This is a genomic window from Sanguibacter keddieii DSM 10542 (genome assembly GCF_000024925.1).
Classification (GTDB): domain Bacteria; phylum Actinomycetota; class Actinomycetes; order Actinomycetales; family Cellulomonadaceae; genus Sanguibacter; species Sanguibacter keddieii.
Genome location: NC_013521.1, coordinates 711,595 through 729,244 on the forward strand (window position 1 = coordinate 711,595; position 17,650 = coordinate 729,244).

At 69.7% G+C, this 17,650-nt stretch carries 13 protein-coding genes; 8 read left to right on the plus strand and 5 right to left on the minus strand.

From position 1 onward, the window contains the following. Positions 1–54: 54 nt before the first annotated feature. Positions 55–954, minus strand: coding sequence for an LLM class flavin-dependent oxidoreductase (locus SKED_RS03070; protein WP_012865659.1), 900 nt, complete (start codon positions 952–954; stop codon positions 55–57). A gap of 97 nt (positions 955–1,051) precedes the next feature. Here SKED_RS03070 and SKED_RS03075 point away from each other — a divergent pair, with 97 nt between their 5' ends. Beyond that, positions 1,052–1,561, plus strand: coding sequence for a MarR family winged helix-turn-helix transcriptional regulator (locus SKED_RS03075; RefSeq protein ID WP_012865660.1), 510 nt, complete (start codon positions 1,052–1,054; stop codon positions 1,559–1,561). Positions 1,562–1,601: 40 nt separating this feature from the next. Here the strand turns inward: SKED_RS03075 and SKED_RS03080 are convergent, their stop codons facing one another. From SKED_RS03080 to SKED_RS03095, 4 genes are all read right to left on the minus strand, one after another. Beyond that, entirely contained in the window at positions 1,602–2,498 is an 897-nt protein-coding gene (locus SKED_RS03080) for a carbohydrate ABC transporter permease (RefSeq protein ID WP_012865661.1), read from the minus strand. Next, positions 2,495–3,601: a carbohydrate ABC transporter permease gene (locus tag SKED_RS03085; protein WP_012865662.1), complete on the minus strand. Its 1,107-nt coding sequence runs from the start codon at positions 3,599–3,601 to the stop codon at positions 2,495–2,497. The genes SKED_RS03080 and SKED_RS03085 overlap by 4 nt, the downstream gene beginning before the upstream one ends. 86 nt (positions 3,602–3,687) lie before the next feature. Next, a complete protein-coding gene (locus tag SKED_RS03090) occupies positions 3,688–4,917 on the minus strand; it encodes a sugar ABC transporter substrate-binding protein (protein WP_012865663.1) in 1,230 nt (409 codons plus the stop codon). Between the two features lie 41 nt (positions 4,918–4,958). Then, complete coding sequence (locus SKED_RS03095; RefSeq protein WP_012865664.1) at positions 4,959–6,014, minus strand: LacI family DNA-binding transcriptional regulator; 1,056 nt, start codon at positions 6,012–6,014, stop codon at positions 4,959–4,961. Between the two features lie 168 nt (positions 6,015–6,182). Here SKED_RS03095 and SKED_RS03100 point away from each other — a divergent pair, with 168 nt between their 5' ends. From SKED_RS03100 to SKED_RS03130, 7 genes are all read left to right on the plus strand, one after another. After that, positions 6,183–8,120: an amylo-alpha-1,6-glucosidase gene (locus SKED_RS03100; RefSeq protein WP_012865665.1), complete on the plus strand. Its 1,938-nt coding sequence runs from the start codon at positions 6,183–6,185 to the stop codon at positions 8,118–8,120. A 240-nt stretch (positions 8,121–8,360) separates the two neighbouring features. Further along, positions 8,361–10,523: an RCC1 domain-containing protein gene (locus SKED_RS19400; protein ID WP_169310127.1), complete on the plus strand. Its 2,163-nt coding sequence runs from the start codon at positions 8,361–8,363 to the stop codon at positions 10,521–10,523. Between the two features lie 141 nt (positions 10,524–10,664). Beyond that, positions 10,665–11,774: a LacI family DNA-binding transcriptional regulator gene (locus SKED_RS03110; RefSeq protein WP_012865667.1), complete on the plus strand. Its 1,110-nt coding sequence runs from the start codon at positions 10,665–10,667 to the stop codon at positions 11,772–11,774. Between the two features lie 228 nt (positions 11,775–12,002). Then, on the plus strand, positions 12,003–13,661 hold the full coding sequence (locus tag SKED_RS03115; RefSeq protein WP_012865668.1) for an ABC transporter substrate-binding protein: 1,659 nt from the start codon (positions 12,003–12,005) through the stop codon (positions 13,659–13,661). Between the two features lie 155 nt (positions 13,662–13,816). After that, positions 13,817–14,797: an ABC transporter permease gene (locus SKED_RS03120; RefSeq protein WP_012865669.1), complete on the plus strand. Its 981-nt coding sequence runs from the start codon at positions 13,817–13,819 to the stop codon at positions 14,795–14,797. After that, complete coding sequence (locus SKED_RS03125) at positions 14,794–15,756, plus strand: ABC transporter permease (RefSeq protein ID WP_012865670.1); 963 nt, start codon at positions 14,794–14,796, stop codon at positions 15,754–15,756. The genes SKED_RS03120 and SKED_RS03125 overlap by 4 nt, the downstream gene beginning before the upstream one ends. Continuing rightward, on the plus strand, positions 15,753–17,501 hold the full coding sequence (locus tag SKED_RS03130) for an ABC transporter ATP-binding protein (protein ID WP_012865671.1): 1,749 nt from the start codon (positions 15,753–15,755) through the stop codon (positions 17,499–17,501). Before SKED_RS03125 ends, SKED_RS03130 begins: the two co-directional genes overlap by 4 nt. The last annotated feature ends 149 nt before the right edge of the window (positions 17,502–17,650 follow it).

A 17,650-nucleotide genomic window follows, 5' to 3' on the forward strand; every position in this document is an offset into this window, starting at 1 on the left:
GTGCGGTGCGGTGCGGTGCGGTGTGCGGTGGGGGCCGTGGCGGTGCTGCTCGGTCTAGCGACCGCGCTCGGCGGCGACGAGCTCGCGCAGCGCCGGCGCGATCTCCTGCCCCAGGACGGCGATCGCCCGCGCGTCGTCCCCGCCGAGGACGTAGCCGCTGAACCCGTGCTCGAGGGTGAGGGTCGCGAGCTGCTCGACCCACTGCTCGGGCGGCCCGACGAGCATCTGGTCCGTCGGTGACGTCGTGAGCTGACCGGTGACGTTGAGCAGGCGTCGTACGTCGGAGGGCTGGCGTCCCGCCTTCTCGGCGGCGCCGTCGATGATCTCGTTCGCGTCGACGAGGTCCTTGATGCTCTTCATGTAGGCGAGGGACGGGAGCCAGCCGTCGGCGGCGCGGCCGGTCAGCCGCAGGATGCGCGGCTTGTAGGCGCCGAGCCAGATCCCCATGTCGTGGGCGGGGGCGGGCCCGCGCTTGGCGCCGTCGACGCGGTGGTGGGTGCCGTCGACGCGCAGCAGCGAGGTGTCGTCGGCGTCCCACACCCCGCGGATGATCTCGACGGCCTCGCCGAGGGCCACGATGCTCTCGCCGGGGGTGAGGCGCTCGCCGCCCATCGCGACGATGGCGTCCCAGAAGGCACCGGCTCCGAGCCCGAGCTCGATGCGCCCTCCGCTGAGGCGGTCGAGGCTGGCGGCCGCGCGGGCCAGGACGGCGGGCGGTCGCAGCGGGAGGTTGATGACGTTGGGGACGAGGCGCAGCGTCGTCGTGCGCGCTGCCAGGAACGACAGGAGCGTCCAGGTGTCGAGGAACCCGGGCTGGTAGGGGTGGTCCTGGAAGGTCGCGAGGTCGAGGCCGGCGGCCTCCGAGGCTGCGGTGAGCTCGAGCACGCGGGGGACGTCGGCGTTGGTGGGGGTGATGAAGGACCCGAAGAGCAGGTCGTGGCCGTAGTCCGTCATGTGTCCTCGCTCGGGTCGCCGGTAATCATCTGCACAACAGACGATATGGCTCGCAGAAGAGTTGTGCAACCACTTGTGCGCTCGTAGGCTTCAGGGCATGGACATCGCTGCGCCTCCTGTTGCGCCGACCGACGCCGACCAGAGCCTCGGCTGGCCCCTCGGTGTCCTGCTCCGCGGCTACGAGGCCGTCGTCGGCACCGAGCTCGACGGACTGCCGCACCGCCACCGTGGGTACCAGGTGCTGCGCGAGGTCGTCCACGGAGACCAGCCCAGCCAGCTCGCACTCGCGGGCCACCTCGGCATCGACCGCACCGTGATGACCTACCTCATCGACGACCTCGTCGCCGAGGGCCTCGTCGAGCGTCAGCCCAACCCGGCCGACCGCAGGCAGCGCAAGGTCGTCGCGACCGAGCTCGGCCACACCCGGCTCGCCGAGACCTGCACCCGCGTGTCAGCAGCCGAGGACCGCGTCCTCGCCGCCCTCGACCCGGCCGAGCGCTCGGCCTTCCGCGACATGCTCCAGCGCGTCGCCACCTCCGTCCAGGACGTCGACGCCGAGACCGACCCCTGCGTCGTCGCGTCGGAGGTGCTCGGGGGCCGCTCCTAGCCCAGGACCGCTCGCCCCAGACCGGCGGCCGACTGGCGCGTCACTCCTTCACCGCGCCCGCCGACGAGTTCATGATCTTGCGCTGGAACACGAAGAACAGGACCGCCACCGGGATGGTCATGACCGTCGCGGCGGCCAGCTTGATGGGGAACTGCGAGCCGGCGCTCAGCGCGCCGGACGCCAGCTGCGCCACGCCCTTGGTGAGCGTGAAGAGCTCGGGGGACTGCGTCGCGACGATCATGTGCGACAGCTCGTTCCACGAGCCCTGGAACGACAGGATGAAGATGGTGACGACCGCCGGGCGGGCCATCGGCAGCACCACCGACCAGAACCGTCGGAACACCCCGGCTCCGTCGATGCGTGCCGCCTCCTCGACGGAGGTGGGGATCGACTCGAAGAAGTTCTTCATGATGAAGATCCCGGCGGCGTCGGCGAGCAGCGGGATGATCATGCCCGCGTAGCTGTCGTAGATGCCCAGCTGGTTGATCACGAGGAACCGCGGGATGAGCAGCACCACGGAGGGCACGGACATCACCGCGACGAGGCCGGCGAACACGAGGGCACGCCCGCGGAACCGCAGCCGCGACAGCGCATAGCCGGCGAGGGCGCTGAAGAACACGCGCCCGGTGGTCACCACGACGGTGACGATCGCGGAGTTCTTGAACCACGTCGGGAAGTCGGCCTCGAACAGCCGCTCGTAGGCCGCCGTCGTGAAGGTCTGCGGGATCAGGCTGATCGGGTTCGCGGCCGCGTCGGCGTTGTCCTTGAAGGAGTTCGCGATCGACAGCAGGAACGGGTAGACGTAGATCACGGCGAGGACCGCCAGGCCTACGTATACCGCGATGGTCCCGGCGCGGCGGCGGCCCGCCGACCGGTCGTAGGCGCGCTCGTGGCTGGTCCGGGCGTCGCCTGTCGGCCGCTCGAGTGTCGTGGTCATCGCTCGTCCTTCCCGTCGGGGTAGAACCTGCGGCGCCGCGGCACGGCCGTGCGCTCGCGAAGCAGGATCCGCTGGACGATGGTCATCGTCACGATGATCGCGAAGAGCACGAAGGCGATCGCGGCACCGCGGCCCCACTGGTTGTTCTGGAACGACGACGTGTACGACAGGTACGCCGGCGTCAGCGTGGTCTTGGCCGGTCCGCCCTGCGTCCCGACGTAGATCTGGTCGAACACCTGCCACGTGCCGATGAGACCCAGCGTCAGGACCGTGAAGGTGGTGGGCTTGAGCATGGGGAGCGTGATGCTCCGGAACCGCTGCCAGCCGTTCGCGCCGTCCATGATCCCGGCCTCCTCGATCTCGCCCTGGATGTTCTGCAGGGCCGAGACGTAGAGCAGCATGAAGGTCCCCGACGTGGTGAACACCGCCATGATGATGAATACGCTCATCGCGGGGCTGGGGCCGGACAGCCAGTCCCACCAGCTGTTGCCGAGCAGCCCGTGCTCCGCGAGGGCCGCGGGTGGCGTGTCGACGCCGAGGCCGCGCAGCGCGACGTGGATGATCCCGCCGGGGTCGGAGAACCAGCTGGGCCCGTTGACCCCCAGCCACGAGAGCGCCTTGTTGACGGCTCCCGTGGTCGAGAACAGGAAGAGGAAGATCACCGTGATGGCGACCGAGCTCGTCACGGACGGGAAGTAGAAGGCGGTGCGGAAGAACCCGCGCCCGCGCAGGATCCGCCGGTTGACCATCACGGCGAGGAACAGCGACACGGCGGTCTGCAGCGGAATGACGAACAGCACGTAGTAGCCGTTGTTGCGCAGCGCCCGTCCGAAGTCGGACTGGGCGAGCCCGGGCTCGGACAGCAGCGCGCTGTAGTTGTCGGTCCCGACAAAGCTCACGTCGGAGGAGAACGGGCTCCCGCGACCCGACCAGTCGGACACCGACACCCACGCGGCCATGAGGACGGGGACGACGAGGAACAGCCCGAGCAGCACCAGCATCGGGGAGATGAACAGCCAGCCCGCCGCGGCCTCGCGGCCGTGGGTGCGGCTCTTCCGGGGGCGTGGCGTCCGGGTCTGCGGACGGTCCTGCGTCGTGGTCATCGCTGTCTCGTCTCGTCGTCGAGCTGAGGGGGACGTGCGCCGCCCCGCAGGGGGGGCAGGGCGGCGCACGGGGGAGGAAGAGCAGGTCAGGGGACGATCGCCTCGAGGTTCTGCTGCGTCGAGTCGAGGATGGTCTGCGGGTCGCCGCTGCTCAGCGCCTGCAGCTGCGCATTGAGGTCCTCGACGACGTCCGAGATGCCCACGACGCTCGGGATGGACCGCGCGTAGTCCGCGCCCTCGAGGAACGGCGCGAGGTCGGGGTTGTCGGTCTTCCAGGTGTCGGCCGCCGAGAGCACCGCGGGCATGACCCCGAAGGCCTCCGAGAAGCCGAGCTGCTGCTCGGGCTGCGTGAGGTACTCGACCAGCGCGGTCGCGTCGTCCTTGGACGGGGAGTCCGCGGCGACGCCCCACCCTCCGTTGAACTGGATGGTGCCCTTGCCCGCGGGACCGGCCGGGAGCTCGGCGACGGTGTAGGCGACGTCCGGGTAGTCGTTGGTCAGGGCCCCGGTGATCCAGTTGCCCTCGATGGTCATCGCCGCGGCACCGGTCCCGAAGGCCTCGCCGCCCCAGCCCGCACCGACGTCGGTCGCGTACTTGAGCGACCCGGCAGCCATGAGGTCCTTGACGTAGGTGAGGGCCTCGACGTTCTCGGGCGAGTCGGCCGCCGGCGTCCCGTCCTCGTCGACCAGCCAGCCGCCGTTCTGGGCGAAGAACGCCCCGACCCGCGCGAACTCCGGGCTGATCGCCAGGCCGACCGTCGTGTCGGTGGTCAGCGCGGCGGCGACGGTCTCGAGCTCGTCCCAGGTCGTCGGGACGTCGGCGTCGGTCAGGCCGGCCGCCGCCCACAGGTCGGTGTTGATGATGAGCGCCAGCGTCGAGAAGTCCTTGGGCGCGGCGTACACCTCGGAGTCGTAGGTGAACGAGTCCAGGACGTTCGGGTAGAAGTCGTCGACGTTCGCCAGGCCGTCGACGTAGGCGTCGAGAGAGCCGTTCGAGGCGTACGTCGCCACGGTGTCGTTGGTGAGGTAGAAGACGTCGGCCGGGCTGCCTCCCGCGAAGCCCTGCGACAGCTGCTGGCTGAGGTCGGACGCGACGTTGACCGTCGCGTCCACCCCGGACTCGGCCGACCACGCGTCGACGGCGGCCGTGACCGCGGCGGTCTCGGCGTCGCCCGAGGACCCGATGAGGACGGAGATCGAGCGGCCTGCGGCGTCCTCGGTCGAGGTGTCGTCGTCGAACCCCGACCCTCCGCAGGCGGTCAGGGTGAGGGCTCCGACGGCGGTCATTGCCGTGGCGAGCCGTGTCGTGGTGCGCATCAGGGTTCTCCTTTGATCCGAGCTGGCAGGGGAGGGGAGGGCTACCGGAGCGGCCCGGGGGTCGAGGACCTGCGGACCACGAGCCGTGGGTGCAGGAGGGCGGGGGTGGCAGGAGCCTGCCCGCCGGCGAGCTGCGCGACGAGACGCTCGAGGGTGGCCTCGGCGACGTCGACGAGAGGCTGGGCGATCGAGCTGAGCCCCACGGCAGCCGCGACCGGGGTGTCGTCGAAGCCGACCACCGCCAGCGGTACGCCGTGCGCCCGGGACGCCTCGAGGGCGCCGAGGGCGAGCGAGTCCGACGCGCAGACCAGAGCCGTCGGCGGGTCGTCGAGCCGGAGCAGCTGCTCGACGACCTGGGCGCCCTCGGCGACACCGTCGGGCGTCTGGTGGTCCAGGTCTGAGCAGTCGGCGGCAGGTCCAGCGTCGGCGCTCGCGGCCTCGAGAGCGGTGCGCCAGCCGAGGCGGCGCTCGTCCCCGGTGCCCGAGCCGACGGGCCACCCGGCGAAGGCGACGCGTCGGTGGCCGGCCTCGAGCAGGTGCTCGGTGGCGGCGCGGGTCCCGGCGCAGCCGTCGACGTCGACCCAGGCGTGCGAGGGGTCGTCGTGGGCTCCGTCGGTGGTCCACGGGCGTCCGAAGGTGACGAAGGGGATGTCGCGCTCGGTCAACCACGCGGTCCGCGCGTCGCCGTGGTGCGTGCCGGTGAGGACGAAGGCGTCGATGTCGGTGGTGTCGAGCAGCTCGCGGTACCGCGCGATCTCGCCGGTGTCGTCGTCGGCGGTGAAGAGCACCACCCGGTAGCCGCGGTCCTGGGCCCCCTCGGTGAGGGCGTGCAGGAACCGGTCGAGGACGGCGCCGTTGATGCCGTCGGTGACGGGCTCGAGGCGCAGGCCGATGACGTTGGAGCGACGGGTGCGCAGCTGACGCGCCGCGAGGTGAGGCCGGTAGCCGACCTCGTCGAGCACGGCGCGGACGCGGGCGAGGGTCTGCGCCTGGACGCGGGCCGGCTCGTTGAGGACGTTGGAGACCGTCTGGCGGGAGACGCCGGCGAGGGCCGCGACCGAGGCCAGGGTGGGGCGGGCACCGTCGGTCCTGGCCATGGGGTCGCTCCTTCGCGATCGGTGAGGTCTCTTGGCCCGGTTGGATCGATCAACTACGCTCGGCCGAGGTGGTGTTGAACGATCAAATCGGGATGCGCCCAGAATGAACGCCCGTTGCCGCCCTGTCAAGACCGACGACCTGACGGCCCACCCGTCTGGAGGACACCGATGTCTGATCCGACCACCGCTGTCGACGCGCCCCCCGTCTTGCCACGGCGCCAGCCGCTCCTGCACGACCTCCTCCCGGCGCTCTGCGCGCCGACGCAGGCCTGGTCTGCTGCCGACGGGCAGGTCCGCAGCCACGGCGGGCAGGGCTTCTACCACTCTGACCTGCGCGTCCTCTCGCTCGCGACCGTGCTCGTCGGCGGCGAGGAGCCCGAGACCGTCGCCGCCGGACCCGACGGCCCGGGGGAGGTGCTGGTCACCGCGCTGCTGCGCGCCGTCGACGGCCCCGGCGCCGACCCGACCGCCCGCCTCGACCGGCGACGCACCGTCACGGCCGGGACCGTCACCGAGACGCTCACCCTCGGCTGCGCGATGGCCGAGCCGGTCGAGGCGACGGTCCGCCTCGAGCTCGGCTCCGACCTCGCGACCATGGAGCAGGTGAAGAGCGGCAGCCCCACCCGCCTCCGCCCCGTCCGGGTGGACGGGGACGAGCTCGTCTGGTCCGACGGCCCGGTCACCGCACGCGTCGCGGCCCCCGGTGGGCTCGTCGACACCACCGACCCGACCCGACCCACGGTCACCTGGACCGTTCGCCTCCTGGCAGGCTCTCCCGTCACGCTGACCTGGACCGTGACCGCCGTCGACGACGAGGCCGTGGTCGCCGGTGCGCCAGACCGTGCCGAGCTGTGGTCCCGCCCGACGGCGGGGGCGACCGCCGACGACCGTCTGACGCGGTGGGTCGACCAGGCTCTCGACGACCTCGAGGGCCTGCAGATGGTGAGCGCGCGCACCCCCGACGACGTGTTCCTCGCCGCGGGCGCGCCCTGGTTCTTCACGCTGTTCGGCCGCGACTCGCTCATCGCGGCCCGCATGATGCTGCCGCTCGGGACCCGGCTCGCCGCCGGCACGCTGCGCACCCTCGCCGCCTACCAGGGGACGCGCGTCGACCGTGCGACCGCCGAGCAGCCGGGCAAGATCCTGCACGAGCTCCGGCGCGAAGAGCTCGCGATCGAGGGGGAGGGTGTCGTCCTGCCGCCGGTGTACTACGGCACCGTCGACGCGACCCTGCTGTGGGTGTGCCTGCTGCACGACGCCTGGCGCGCGGGGCTGCCGGACGAAGAGGTCGAGGCGCTCCTGCCCCACCTCGAGGCGGCGCTCGGCTGGCTCCGCGAGCACGCCGACGCCGACGGCGACGGGTTCCTCGAGTACGCCGACGAGACTGGCCACGGCCTGGCCAACCAGGGCTGGAAGGACTCCGGGGACTCGATCCAGTTCGCCGACGGGACGCTCGCGGTCGGGCCGATCGCCCTCGCCGAGGTGCAGGGTTACGCCTACGAGGCCGCGGTGAGCGGCGCGGCGCTGCTCGACGCCTTCGGGCGCGAGGGCGGCGACTCGTGGCGCACGTGGGCCGCGGAGATGGCGGAGCGGTTCCGGGCGACCTTCTGGCTGGAGGACGCGCACGGCCGCTACCCGGGCATCGCTCTCGACGGGCAGAAGCGGGTCGTCGACACGCTGACCAGCAACGTCGGGCACCTGCTCGGGACGGGCATCCTCACGCCGGAGGAGGCGGCGACCGTGGCGGCCCGCCTGGTCGACCCGACCATGAGCTCGGGCTTCGGCCTGCGCACCATGGCCACGACCTCCGGCGGGTACTGGCCGCTCAGCTACCACGGCGGTTCTGTGTGGACCCACGACACCGCGGTCGTGGTGGCCGGCCTGGTCCGCGAGGGCCTCGCCGACGAGGCCGCCGTGCTGTCCGAGGGTCTGCTGCGCGCGGCCGCGGACTTCGGGTACCGGGTGCCCGAGCTCCACTCGGGCGACGCCGCAGACGACGTACCCGTGGCGGTCCCGTACCCGGCCGCGTGCCGGCCCCAGGCCTGGTCAGCGGCGTCGGCGGTGGTGGTCCTGGCGGCGTCAGGTGCGCTCGGTCTCGAGGTCTAGGGCCACATCCTGAGACTGGTGAGACCCCGGTCTCCGGGATGGAGCCGGTCGGGCCTGCGGGTCGGTCGGGCACCACGTAGGCGGGCGCTTGGCACGGGTGCTGCTCGAGTGCCAGCTGGGGTCTTTATGCCGCGCCTCGCCTAGATCCAGGGATCGGACGTCCTGGTGAACAGGCCTCTCATAGGTTGGATGAGCACGCGATCTGCCGTGCTCCCCTGGTCCTCCGAAAGGTCCCGTCACATGTCTGTCGCCGTCCACAGGACGTTCGTCACGTTGGTCCTCGCACTCGTGGCCGCACTGGTCATGCCCCTGGCAGCAGGGGCCGTCGTGCTGCCCGACGAGCTCGTGGCCACGGACGAGGTCGACGGGGCGCCCGTGGTCGAGGAGATCGACCGAGGGCTCCTCGAAGAACCCACGCCGGTGGAGCTCCCTGACGCGGTTTCGCCCCCCCCGCCCCATGCACTGACTCCTGACGACGAGCAGGAAGTCGTGGCGAGCGCGACGGAAGACGAAGAGATCACTGTCGCGGATCTTGAATCGCCTGATGAGACCGATGTGTCGGATGCTCCGGAGCACGCCAAGTACCCGACGCTGAGCACCGCGGCGTCGACGGGACGAGACACGCACATCGCTGCAGGGCATAGTCATGGACTGTATCTCGACTCGAAAGGACAAATCTGGGCCTGGGGCCTCAATTCGAGTGGTCAACTGGGCAACGGGACTAGGGCAAGTTCAACCACGCCAGTTCCTGTGGATATGACTGGGGTGATGGCAAACTCCGAAATGGTCGCAGTTGCCGCTGGTGCGCGGCACAGTTTGGCGCTGGACTCGGAGGGAAACGTCTTCGCCTGGGGGCGGAACGGCTTCGGTGAGTTGGGCGACGGCACCCGCGTGGATAGGTCGACCCCTGTCCGCGTGGGCGGGCTCTTGGCTGAACAACCAGTCGAAAGGATCTCCGGGGGTGGCAATACCACAGACGCAGGGATCCAAGGGAACAGCCTTGCCTTAGGTGCCAACGGTCGGGTGTACACCTGGGGTGCAGGAGAGAGAGGTCGGCTGGGAATCGGCACGAGTCCGGCATCAATTGCCACGCCGGCCTTGGTAGGTGGACTCATCGCAGACCAGCACATCGTCGATGCGTCTTTCGGCACAAACAATGCAGTCGTGCTCAGTTCCGACGGCCGGCTCTTTTCATGGGGTGACGGCTCTTACGGTGCGCTCGGAAATGGAACGACCACGACTAGCGCATCTCCGGTTGCTGTCACGATGACTGGAGTGTTGTCCGGTGTGTCCATCTCGCAAGTAGATGCGGGGCAGCTGGGAAGCATTGCGAGGAGCGTCACCGGGGAGTTATTCACCTGGGGTTGGAACAATGCTGGTCAGATTGGAAACGGCACGACTTCGAACTCGACGGTCCCAACCCGCGTAGATATGGGGGCGCTTGAAGCGCTTGGGAATCGCCCGATTCAGGCCTCTGCCGGTCCAGCGTTTTACATGGCGCTTGGGGCTGATGGGCGCCTCGCCGCCTGGGGACTCAACACTAGCGGGCAGCTTGGCGCGGGAACCAACGTGAATGCTTCTCGGCCGGTCGCGGTAAGGGTCGACGGAGTCATGGTCGGGGCGAACATAATTCAAGTCACCAACTCGTCGTCGGGCACGACGCTTGCGTTGGCTGACGATGGAAGGGTGTTCGCCTGGGGAATAGGAGGCAGCGGGGGGCTTGGGAACGGTAGTAGCTCGAACGCGAATGCTCCTGTGCAGGTCGGTGGTCTGCGAACGACAATACAGCCGGAAGACATCGGCGTGACTGAAGGTGACGACGCGAAGTTCATGGCCTCGTCGAATGAACTGACCGCCACCGTCCAGTGGCAGTCGTCGACCGATGGTGGCCACACGTGGGCACCTATCATCGGCGAGATCTCTAGCGACCTGATTATCTTGGCGACCACGCGTGAGATGACCGGTACGCAGTTCCGGGCCGTCTTCACGAGCGCGTCGCCGTTTCCCAACACGGTTGTCTCGCGCGCCGCGACCCTCACCGTCCAGGAGCTCGAGGACCCGCCGCTCATCACCCTCCACCCGGTCAACCGCGTCCGCTCGCTGGTCGATCTCGAGGTCACCCTCACCGCCGACGCGGTGAGCCCGACCCCCATGACGGTCCAGTGGCAGTCGTCCGCCGACGACGGATCCACCTGGGTCGACCTCGTAGGTGCCACGGACAAGACGCACACCTTCGTCGCGACCGAGGACCTCGACGGAGCGCTGTTCCGCGCGGTCTTCACCAACCCCGCCGGGGCCGCCACCACAGACAGCGCCCTCCTGCAGGTCGTGCTCCGAGCACCTCAGGCACACCTGTCCGTCACCCCGACAACCCGCCTGGTCACCGAGCCCGAGCTCGCCTGACCGCGGCGTGTCCGCACCCGCCCCGGAGCCTGCCTCAGAGCACGGCTCCGGGGCGTCGTCGCGCGTGCGTCGCTCACCTCGGCCTGCGCCCCTCCGGTCACGGTGTCGTAACATCGTGCCCGTGACGCGAAGGATGGTGTGATGCAGAAGGTTCCTACCGTCTACGACGTCGCCGAGCTGGCAGGCGTGTCGATCGCCACGGTGTCGCGCGTCCTGCGCAAGCCCCACGAGGTCGCAGACGCCACCCGAGACCGGGTGAACGCGGCCGTCCTGGACCTCGGGTACGTGCCCAGCGGCAGCGCCCGCAGCCTGGCCGCCAGGCGAGCGGGTGCGATCGGGCTGTGCCTGCCCGACTTCGACGGGATCGACGACGACCCGGCGCTGGCGCCCGTCACGTTCTCCGACGGTCAGGTGCCGACGGTGCTCGACTTCCCCGAGGACGTCGAGCTGGGCGACAACCTGTACATCTCCGAGGTGATGCTCGGGACCGAGATCGAGGCGTGGCAGCACGGGCTGGCCGTCACCATCGCCGTCGCCCGCGGCTCCCGCGGGACCGACATCTTCGACAACCTCGCCGGCCGGGTCGACGGCATCGTCACCCTCGCCCGGACCATCCCGGACCAGCAGCTCGCGCACATCGCCCGCCGCGTCCCCGTGGTCGTCCTCGCCGGGCCGCGTGCCGGCGACGAGTACGACCACATCACCACGGACAACCGCGAGGGCATGCGCGTCATGACCTCCCACGTCGTCGAGGCGCACGGCGTCACCGACCTGGCCTTCGTCGGCGGGCCGGCCGACTCGCCCGACGACGACGCGCGCTTCCGCGGCTTCTGCGAGGCCCTGCGGACGGCAGGCCTGCCGGTCCCGTCGGCACCGGTCGCCCGCGGCGACTACACGCGCGTCCAGGGTCGCTCGATCGGACGGCGGCTCGTCGCCGACGGCGGGGTGCCCCGGGCGCTCGTGTGCTCCAACGACCAGACCGCGCTCGGTGTCCTCGACGTCCTCACCGGGGCGGGGATCCGCGTCCCGCAGGACGTGATCGTCACGGGCTTCGACGGCATCGACGCCTCCGAGATGTCCCGCCCCCGCCTGACCACGGTCTACCAGCCGATGCGCGACCTGGGCCGCGCCGCCGTCGACACCCTGCTGCACCGGCTGCGTGACACGCAGCTGCCCCCGCAGACCCGCTCGCTCCCCGTCCGGGTGCTGCTGCGGGACAGCTGCGGTTGCCTGCCGGCCCAGGCTGCCTGACAGTCAGCAGGTGACCTTGGTCCCTGGCGCGGACGCAGGTGCTCGTGCAGCACCCGCGACCGTCCTGCCACATCCTGCACGACGTCGCACCTCGAGCGACGTCCAGGGTTTGCACAGCGTCATGTATGCGCATACATTGCTCGGGACAGCATTGATCACCGACGCGAGCCGCACAGCTGCGCACCGCCCGGTCGACGTGACGAAGAAGACACGAAGGAGAAGACAGCCATGACCGATGGCACCCGTCGGACGCGCAAGCGCCTGACCTCCGCGCTCGGGCTGGGCCTCGTAGCGGCCCTCGCTCTCAGCGCCTGTGCGGCACCGGAGTCCACCGGAGGCGGCACCGCCGGCTCCAGCTCGCTGATGCTCGCGGCCGACAACGGCTCGCCGACCTTCACGCGCAACTTCAACCCGTTCGTGATCGAGAAGCGCACCATGTCGCTCATCATCAACGAGCCCCTCATGGTCGTGAACGCGCTCGACGGCAAGTCCACCAACTTCCTGCAGAGCGACTACACGCAGCCTGACGCGAAGACGATCGTCTCGACCCTCCGTGAGGGCGTGACGTGGAGCGACGGCGAGGACTTCACCGCCGACGACGTCGTCTTCACCTACAACCTCCTCAAGGAGTTCCCGGCTCTCGACACCACCGGCATCTGGTCGCGCGTCGAGTCCGTCACCGCTGAGGGCCAGGACGTCACGTTCACCCTGAAGTCCGAGGACTCGTCCGCGCCGATCATCGTGCTCGCCGTCCCGATCGTCCCCGAGCACGTCTGGGCAGACCAGGCCGACCCGGTCACCTTCACCAACGAGAACCCCGTGGGCACCGGCCCCTACGTGCTGGGCGACTTCAACGCCAACCAGTACAAGATGGAGAAGAACGAGACCTACTGGCAGGCCGACAAGGTCGCTGCCGAAGAGCTCGTCCTCCCCGCCGCGAACTCGCAGCTGGACGTCGTCAACAACGGCTACGACTGGGCCTACGCGTTCATGTCCGACGTCGAGAACACCTGGAACGCCGCGGACGAGGGCAACGAGTACTGGTTCCCCGCCGGTGGCACCGTCGGCATCGCGCCGAACCTCACCAAGGCCCCCTACGACGACGTCAACTTCCGTCGGGGCATGTCGCTCGCGCTCGAGCGCGGCATCATCGCCGAGAACGCCTCGGAGGGCACGGTCGGCGCTGCGGGCCAGCAGGGTCTGCTGCTCCCGACGCAGGAGGAGTGGCTCACCGACGCCATCCCCGACGAGGGCATGGTCACCCAGGACACCGCCGCCGCCGAGGCGGCCTTCGCCGAGGCCGGCTACACCCTCGAGGGCGGCAAGCTCGTCGACGCCGAGGGCAACCAGGCGACGATGACCATCACCACGCCGAACGGCTGGACCGACTGGCTCCGCGCCGTGCAGGAGATCCAGAAGCAGTACATGGCCATCGGCATCGACGTGAAGGTCAACCAGCCGCAGCCTGCCGCGTACTTCAAGGCGGTCCAGGACGGCGACTTCGACGTCGCGATGACGTCCTTCGGTGGCAACGGCTCGGTCTACCAGGGCTACTACAACCTGCTGAGCTCGGACTTCAACCGTCCGCTCGGGGAGACCGCGCCCTCCAACTACCAGCGGTACTCCAACCCTGACGTCGACGCTCTCCTCACCGAGTTCCGCACGACCGTCGACGAGGACCGCCAGAAGGAGCTCGCCGGCGAGCTCCAGGAGGTCATGTACAACGACGTCCCGGTCGTCTCGGTCTACTACGCAGGACTCTGGGGTCTCTTCTCCGACAAGAGCTTCACGGGCTGGCCGGACGCCGAGAACCCGTACATGACCCCGACGCCGTACGCAGCATCGGCGCTCGTCGTCCTCACCACCATCACGAAGGCTGACGGCTGAGAGGCCTGGTCCCTCGAGACCGCTGACGGCTAGCCGCGGCAGACGTCACGGCCTCACCTAGTCCGCTCACGGCTGAGCGAGGTGCGACGCACCCCCGGAGCACCTCGCTCAGCCCTTGCTGTACCCGCAACCTCCCGACCGAAGGCGAGCACCCCGTGTGGTATCTCCTGCGCAAGCTTGGCTTGCTGCTCCTCACTGCGTGGGCCGCGATCACGCTGAACTTCTTGCTGCCGCGGCTCATGCCCGGCACACCGGCTGACGCGGCCATCGCGAAGCTGGCGCAGAACGGCCCCGTGGACCCCGCGACCCGAGCAGCCATCGAGGCTCAGCTCGGCGTCCCGACCGGCGACGCCTGGTCGCAGTACGTCCAGTACCTCGGCAACGTGTTCCGCCTCGACTTCGGGGTCTCGTACACGTTCTTCCCCCAGAACGTCTCGACGCTCATCATGAACGCGCTCCCCTGGACGCTCGTCATGGTCGGTCTCGTGACGATCGTCGCCTTCATCGTCGGGACCCTGCTCGGTGTCCTCGCCGCATGGAAGCGCGGGACGTGGCTCGACACGCTCCCCACCCTCGGTGGCACGTTCACCTCGGCGTTCCCGTACTTCTGGACCGCCCTGCTGCTCGTCTTCTTCCTCGGGTACCAGCTCAAGTGGTTCCCGACCTCGGGGGCCTACGGCCGCGACTCGACGCCGAACCTCAGCCTCGCGTTCATCAGCGACGCGATCGGCCACGCCTGGCTGCCCGCCCTGACGATCCTCATCACCTCCCTCGGTGGCTGGATCCTCGGGATGCGCAACAACATGATCAACACCCTCGGCGACGACTACGTGACCTTCGCCGAGGCGAACGGTCTGCGCAGCCGCACCGTCGCGGTCAAGTACGCGGCCCGCAACGCGATCCTCCCGAACCTCACCGGCTTCGGCCTGGCGCTCGGTGGTGTGGTCGGCGGGTCGCTGCTCGTGGAGCAGGTGTTCAACTACCCCGGTGTCGGCTACCTGCTGTTCAACGCGGTGACGAACCAGGACTTCCCGCTCATGCAGGCGCTGTTCCTCATGATCACCATCAGCGTGCTGATGGCGAACTTCTTTGTTGACATCTTGTACGGACTCTTGGATCCGAGGACCCGCCGATGACTGTTGCAGCGAACCTCCCGGAGCCCACGGGCTCGACACCTCCTCACGAGCTGGAGCGCGGTGACACCGTCGCTCCCACTCCTCACGGCCCGGCCTCGCCGCTCAAGGTCCTGTCCCGCGGGGCCTCGACCATCTGGAGCAACAAGAAGGCCCGCATCGGCGTGGTCCTGCTCCTGCTGTTCGTGCTCATGGCGGTCTTCGCGCCGCTCATCGCGCCCTACGGCGCGAGCGAGAACGGCTTCGGCCGCAACCAGGGACCCTCGGGCAGCCACTGGTTCGGCACGACCGCCGCTGGTGAGGACGTCTTCTCGCAGGTGGTCTTCGGCGCCCGGATCTCGGTGCTCGTCGGCTTCATCGCCGGGTTCCTCTCGACGCTCATCGCCGTCGTGGTGGGTCTGTCGTGGGGCTACATCCGCGGGCCGCTCGCCGACGTCATCAACTTCGTCGTCAACCTCGTGCTCGTCATCCCGGGCCTGCCGCTCATGATCGTCATCGCTGCGTACCTGCAGAACGGCGGCATGACGATGATCATCTTCGTGGTGGTCCTCACCGGCTGGGCCTACGGCGCCCGCGTGCTGCGGTCCCAGACCCAGTCGATCCGCGGTCGTGACTTCATCACCGCGGCGCAGTTCTCCGGCGACGGTGCGGCACGCATCGTCTTCCGCGAGATCCTCCCGAACATGACCTCGCTCATCACCGGCAGCTTCTTCGGTGCGGCGACCTCGGCGATCCTCGCCGAGTCGGGCCTGTCGTTCCTCGGCATCGGCGACACCACGACGGTCAGCTGGGGCTCCATGCTCTTCTGGGCGTCGAACTCCAACGCGCTGCTCACCGGCCAGTGGGTGCTGCTGTTCGCACCCGGTCTGTGCATCGCGCTGCTCGCCACGTCGCTCACCCTCATCAACTTCGGGGTGGACGGACTGTCCAACCCCCGCCTACGGGAAGGATCGGGACGATGAGCCTCCTCGAGGTCCAAGACCTGTCGGTCGTCTACGAGCCGCGCGGCGCAGAGCCGACCTACGCGGTCAAGAACGCGAGCTTCTCCCTCGAGCGCGGCGAGTTCGTCGGCCTCGTGGGGGAGTCCGGGTCGGGCAAGTCGACCCTCGGCTTCGCCGTGACCCGCCTCGCCAAGGCACCCGCGCGCATCTCGGACGGCAAGATCCTCTTCGACGGCCGCGACATCGCCGGCATGGGAGAGGAAGAGCTGCGCCACCAGCGCCAGGGCGGCTTCGCGATGGTGCTGCAGTCGGGCATGAACGCGCTCAACCCGGTGCGCTCGATCCGCAAGCACTTCGGCGACATCTTCGCCGCGCACGGCCACGTCCCCAAGGCCAAGCGCCTGCAGCGGGCCTACGAGCTCGTCGAGAAGGTCGAGCTGCCCCGCACGGTCCTCGACCGCTTCCCCGGCGAGCTCTCGGGCGGCATGCGCCAGCGCGTCTCCATCGCGCTCGCGCTGTCCCTCGAGCCGCAGCTCATGGTCTTCGACGAGCCGACCACGGCCCTCGACGTCCTCGTGCAGCACGCGGTCATGGGCACCATCCGTGACCTGCAGAAGACCGAGAACTTCACCGCGCTGCTCATCAGCCACGACCTCGGCATCGTCCTCGAGTCGACGTCGCGCGTCATGGTGATGAGCGAGGGCGTGATCGTCGAGGACGGCACCTCGCAGCAGATCCTGCAGGCGCCGAAGCACGAGTACACGCAGATGCTGCTCAGCCACTACGCCGACCCGCGTGCCGAGGTCGTCGAGGTCCCGGGCCTCGTCGTCCGTGGCGCGACCATCGAGACCACGGGTACGAGCTCGATCGCCGAGTCCGTCGCGGCCGACGCCGTTGCCGACGGCGAGCCGGCCACCCTCACCGCCGGCGGGGCCTCGGGCTCCCGCCGCCGCGCGGGACGTGTCGCGGACAAGGCCGTCGTCGTCTCGGACGTCTCGAAGGTCTACCCGCCGCCGCGCCGCGGCCAGGACCCGGTCACCGCGGTCGACCACGTCTCGTTCACCCTCGAGCCCGGCCAGTCCATGGCCCTCGTGGGTGCGAGCGGCTCGGGCAAGTCGACGCTCGCCAAGCTCATCACGGGTGTCGAGCGCCCGACGTCGGGCGAGGTGCACTTCGGTGACGCACGCGTCGACAAGCTCCGTCGCAAGGGCCTCAAGGACCTGCGCCGCGAGGTGCAGATGGTGTTCCAGGACCCGTACTCGGCGCTCAACCCGCTGCACTCGGTCGAGTACACGCTCATGCGTCCCGTCGTGAACTACACGGGGCTCAAGGGCACCGCGGCGCGCACCCGCGTCCTCGAGCTGCTCGAGACCGTGGGCCTCACGCCTGTCGAGCAGTTCGCGGCGAAGCTCCCGCACCAGCTCTCGGGCGGCCAGCGCCAGCGCGTCGTCATCGCCCGAGCGCTCGCCTGCGACCCGCAGGTGATCATCGCGGACGAGCCCGTCTCGATGCTCGACGTCTCGCTCCGCGCCGGGGTGCTCGCGCTCCTCGACGACCTCCGTGCGACCTTCGGCGTCTCCATGCTCTACATCACGCACGACCTGCTCTCCGCGCGTCTGGTCACCGACCAGATCATGGTGCTCAACTCCGGCCGCGTGGTCGAGTCGGGCAACACCGCCCAGGTCCTGCGGTTCCCTGAGGACAGCTACACGATGGAGCTGCTCGACGCGATCCCGCAGCCCGCCCGGGCCGGCCAGGGCCGCTGACCCGTCGTCCGGCCGGCACCCATGCGTGCCGGCCGGACCGCACGCTCCGCACGACCCCCCGAGAACGACCGACGGACCCGTGGACGCCACGGGCCCAGCCGCGCCGTGCCCTGCGAGCAGCGCACGCGACGCACCGACCCACCCCACGA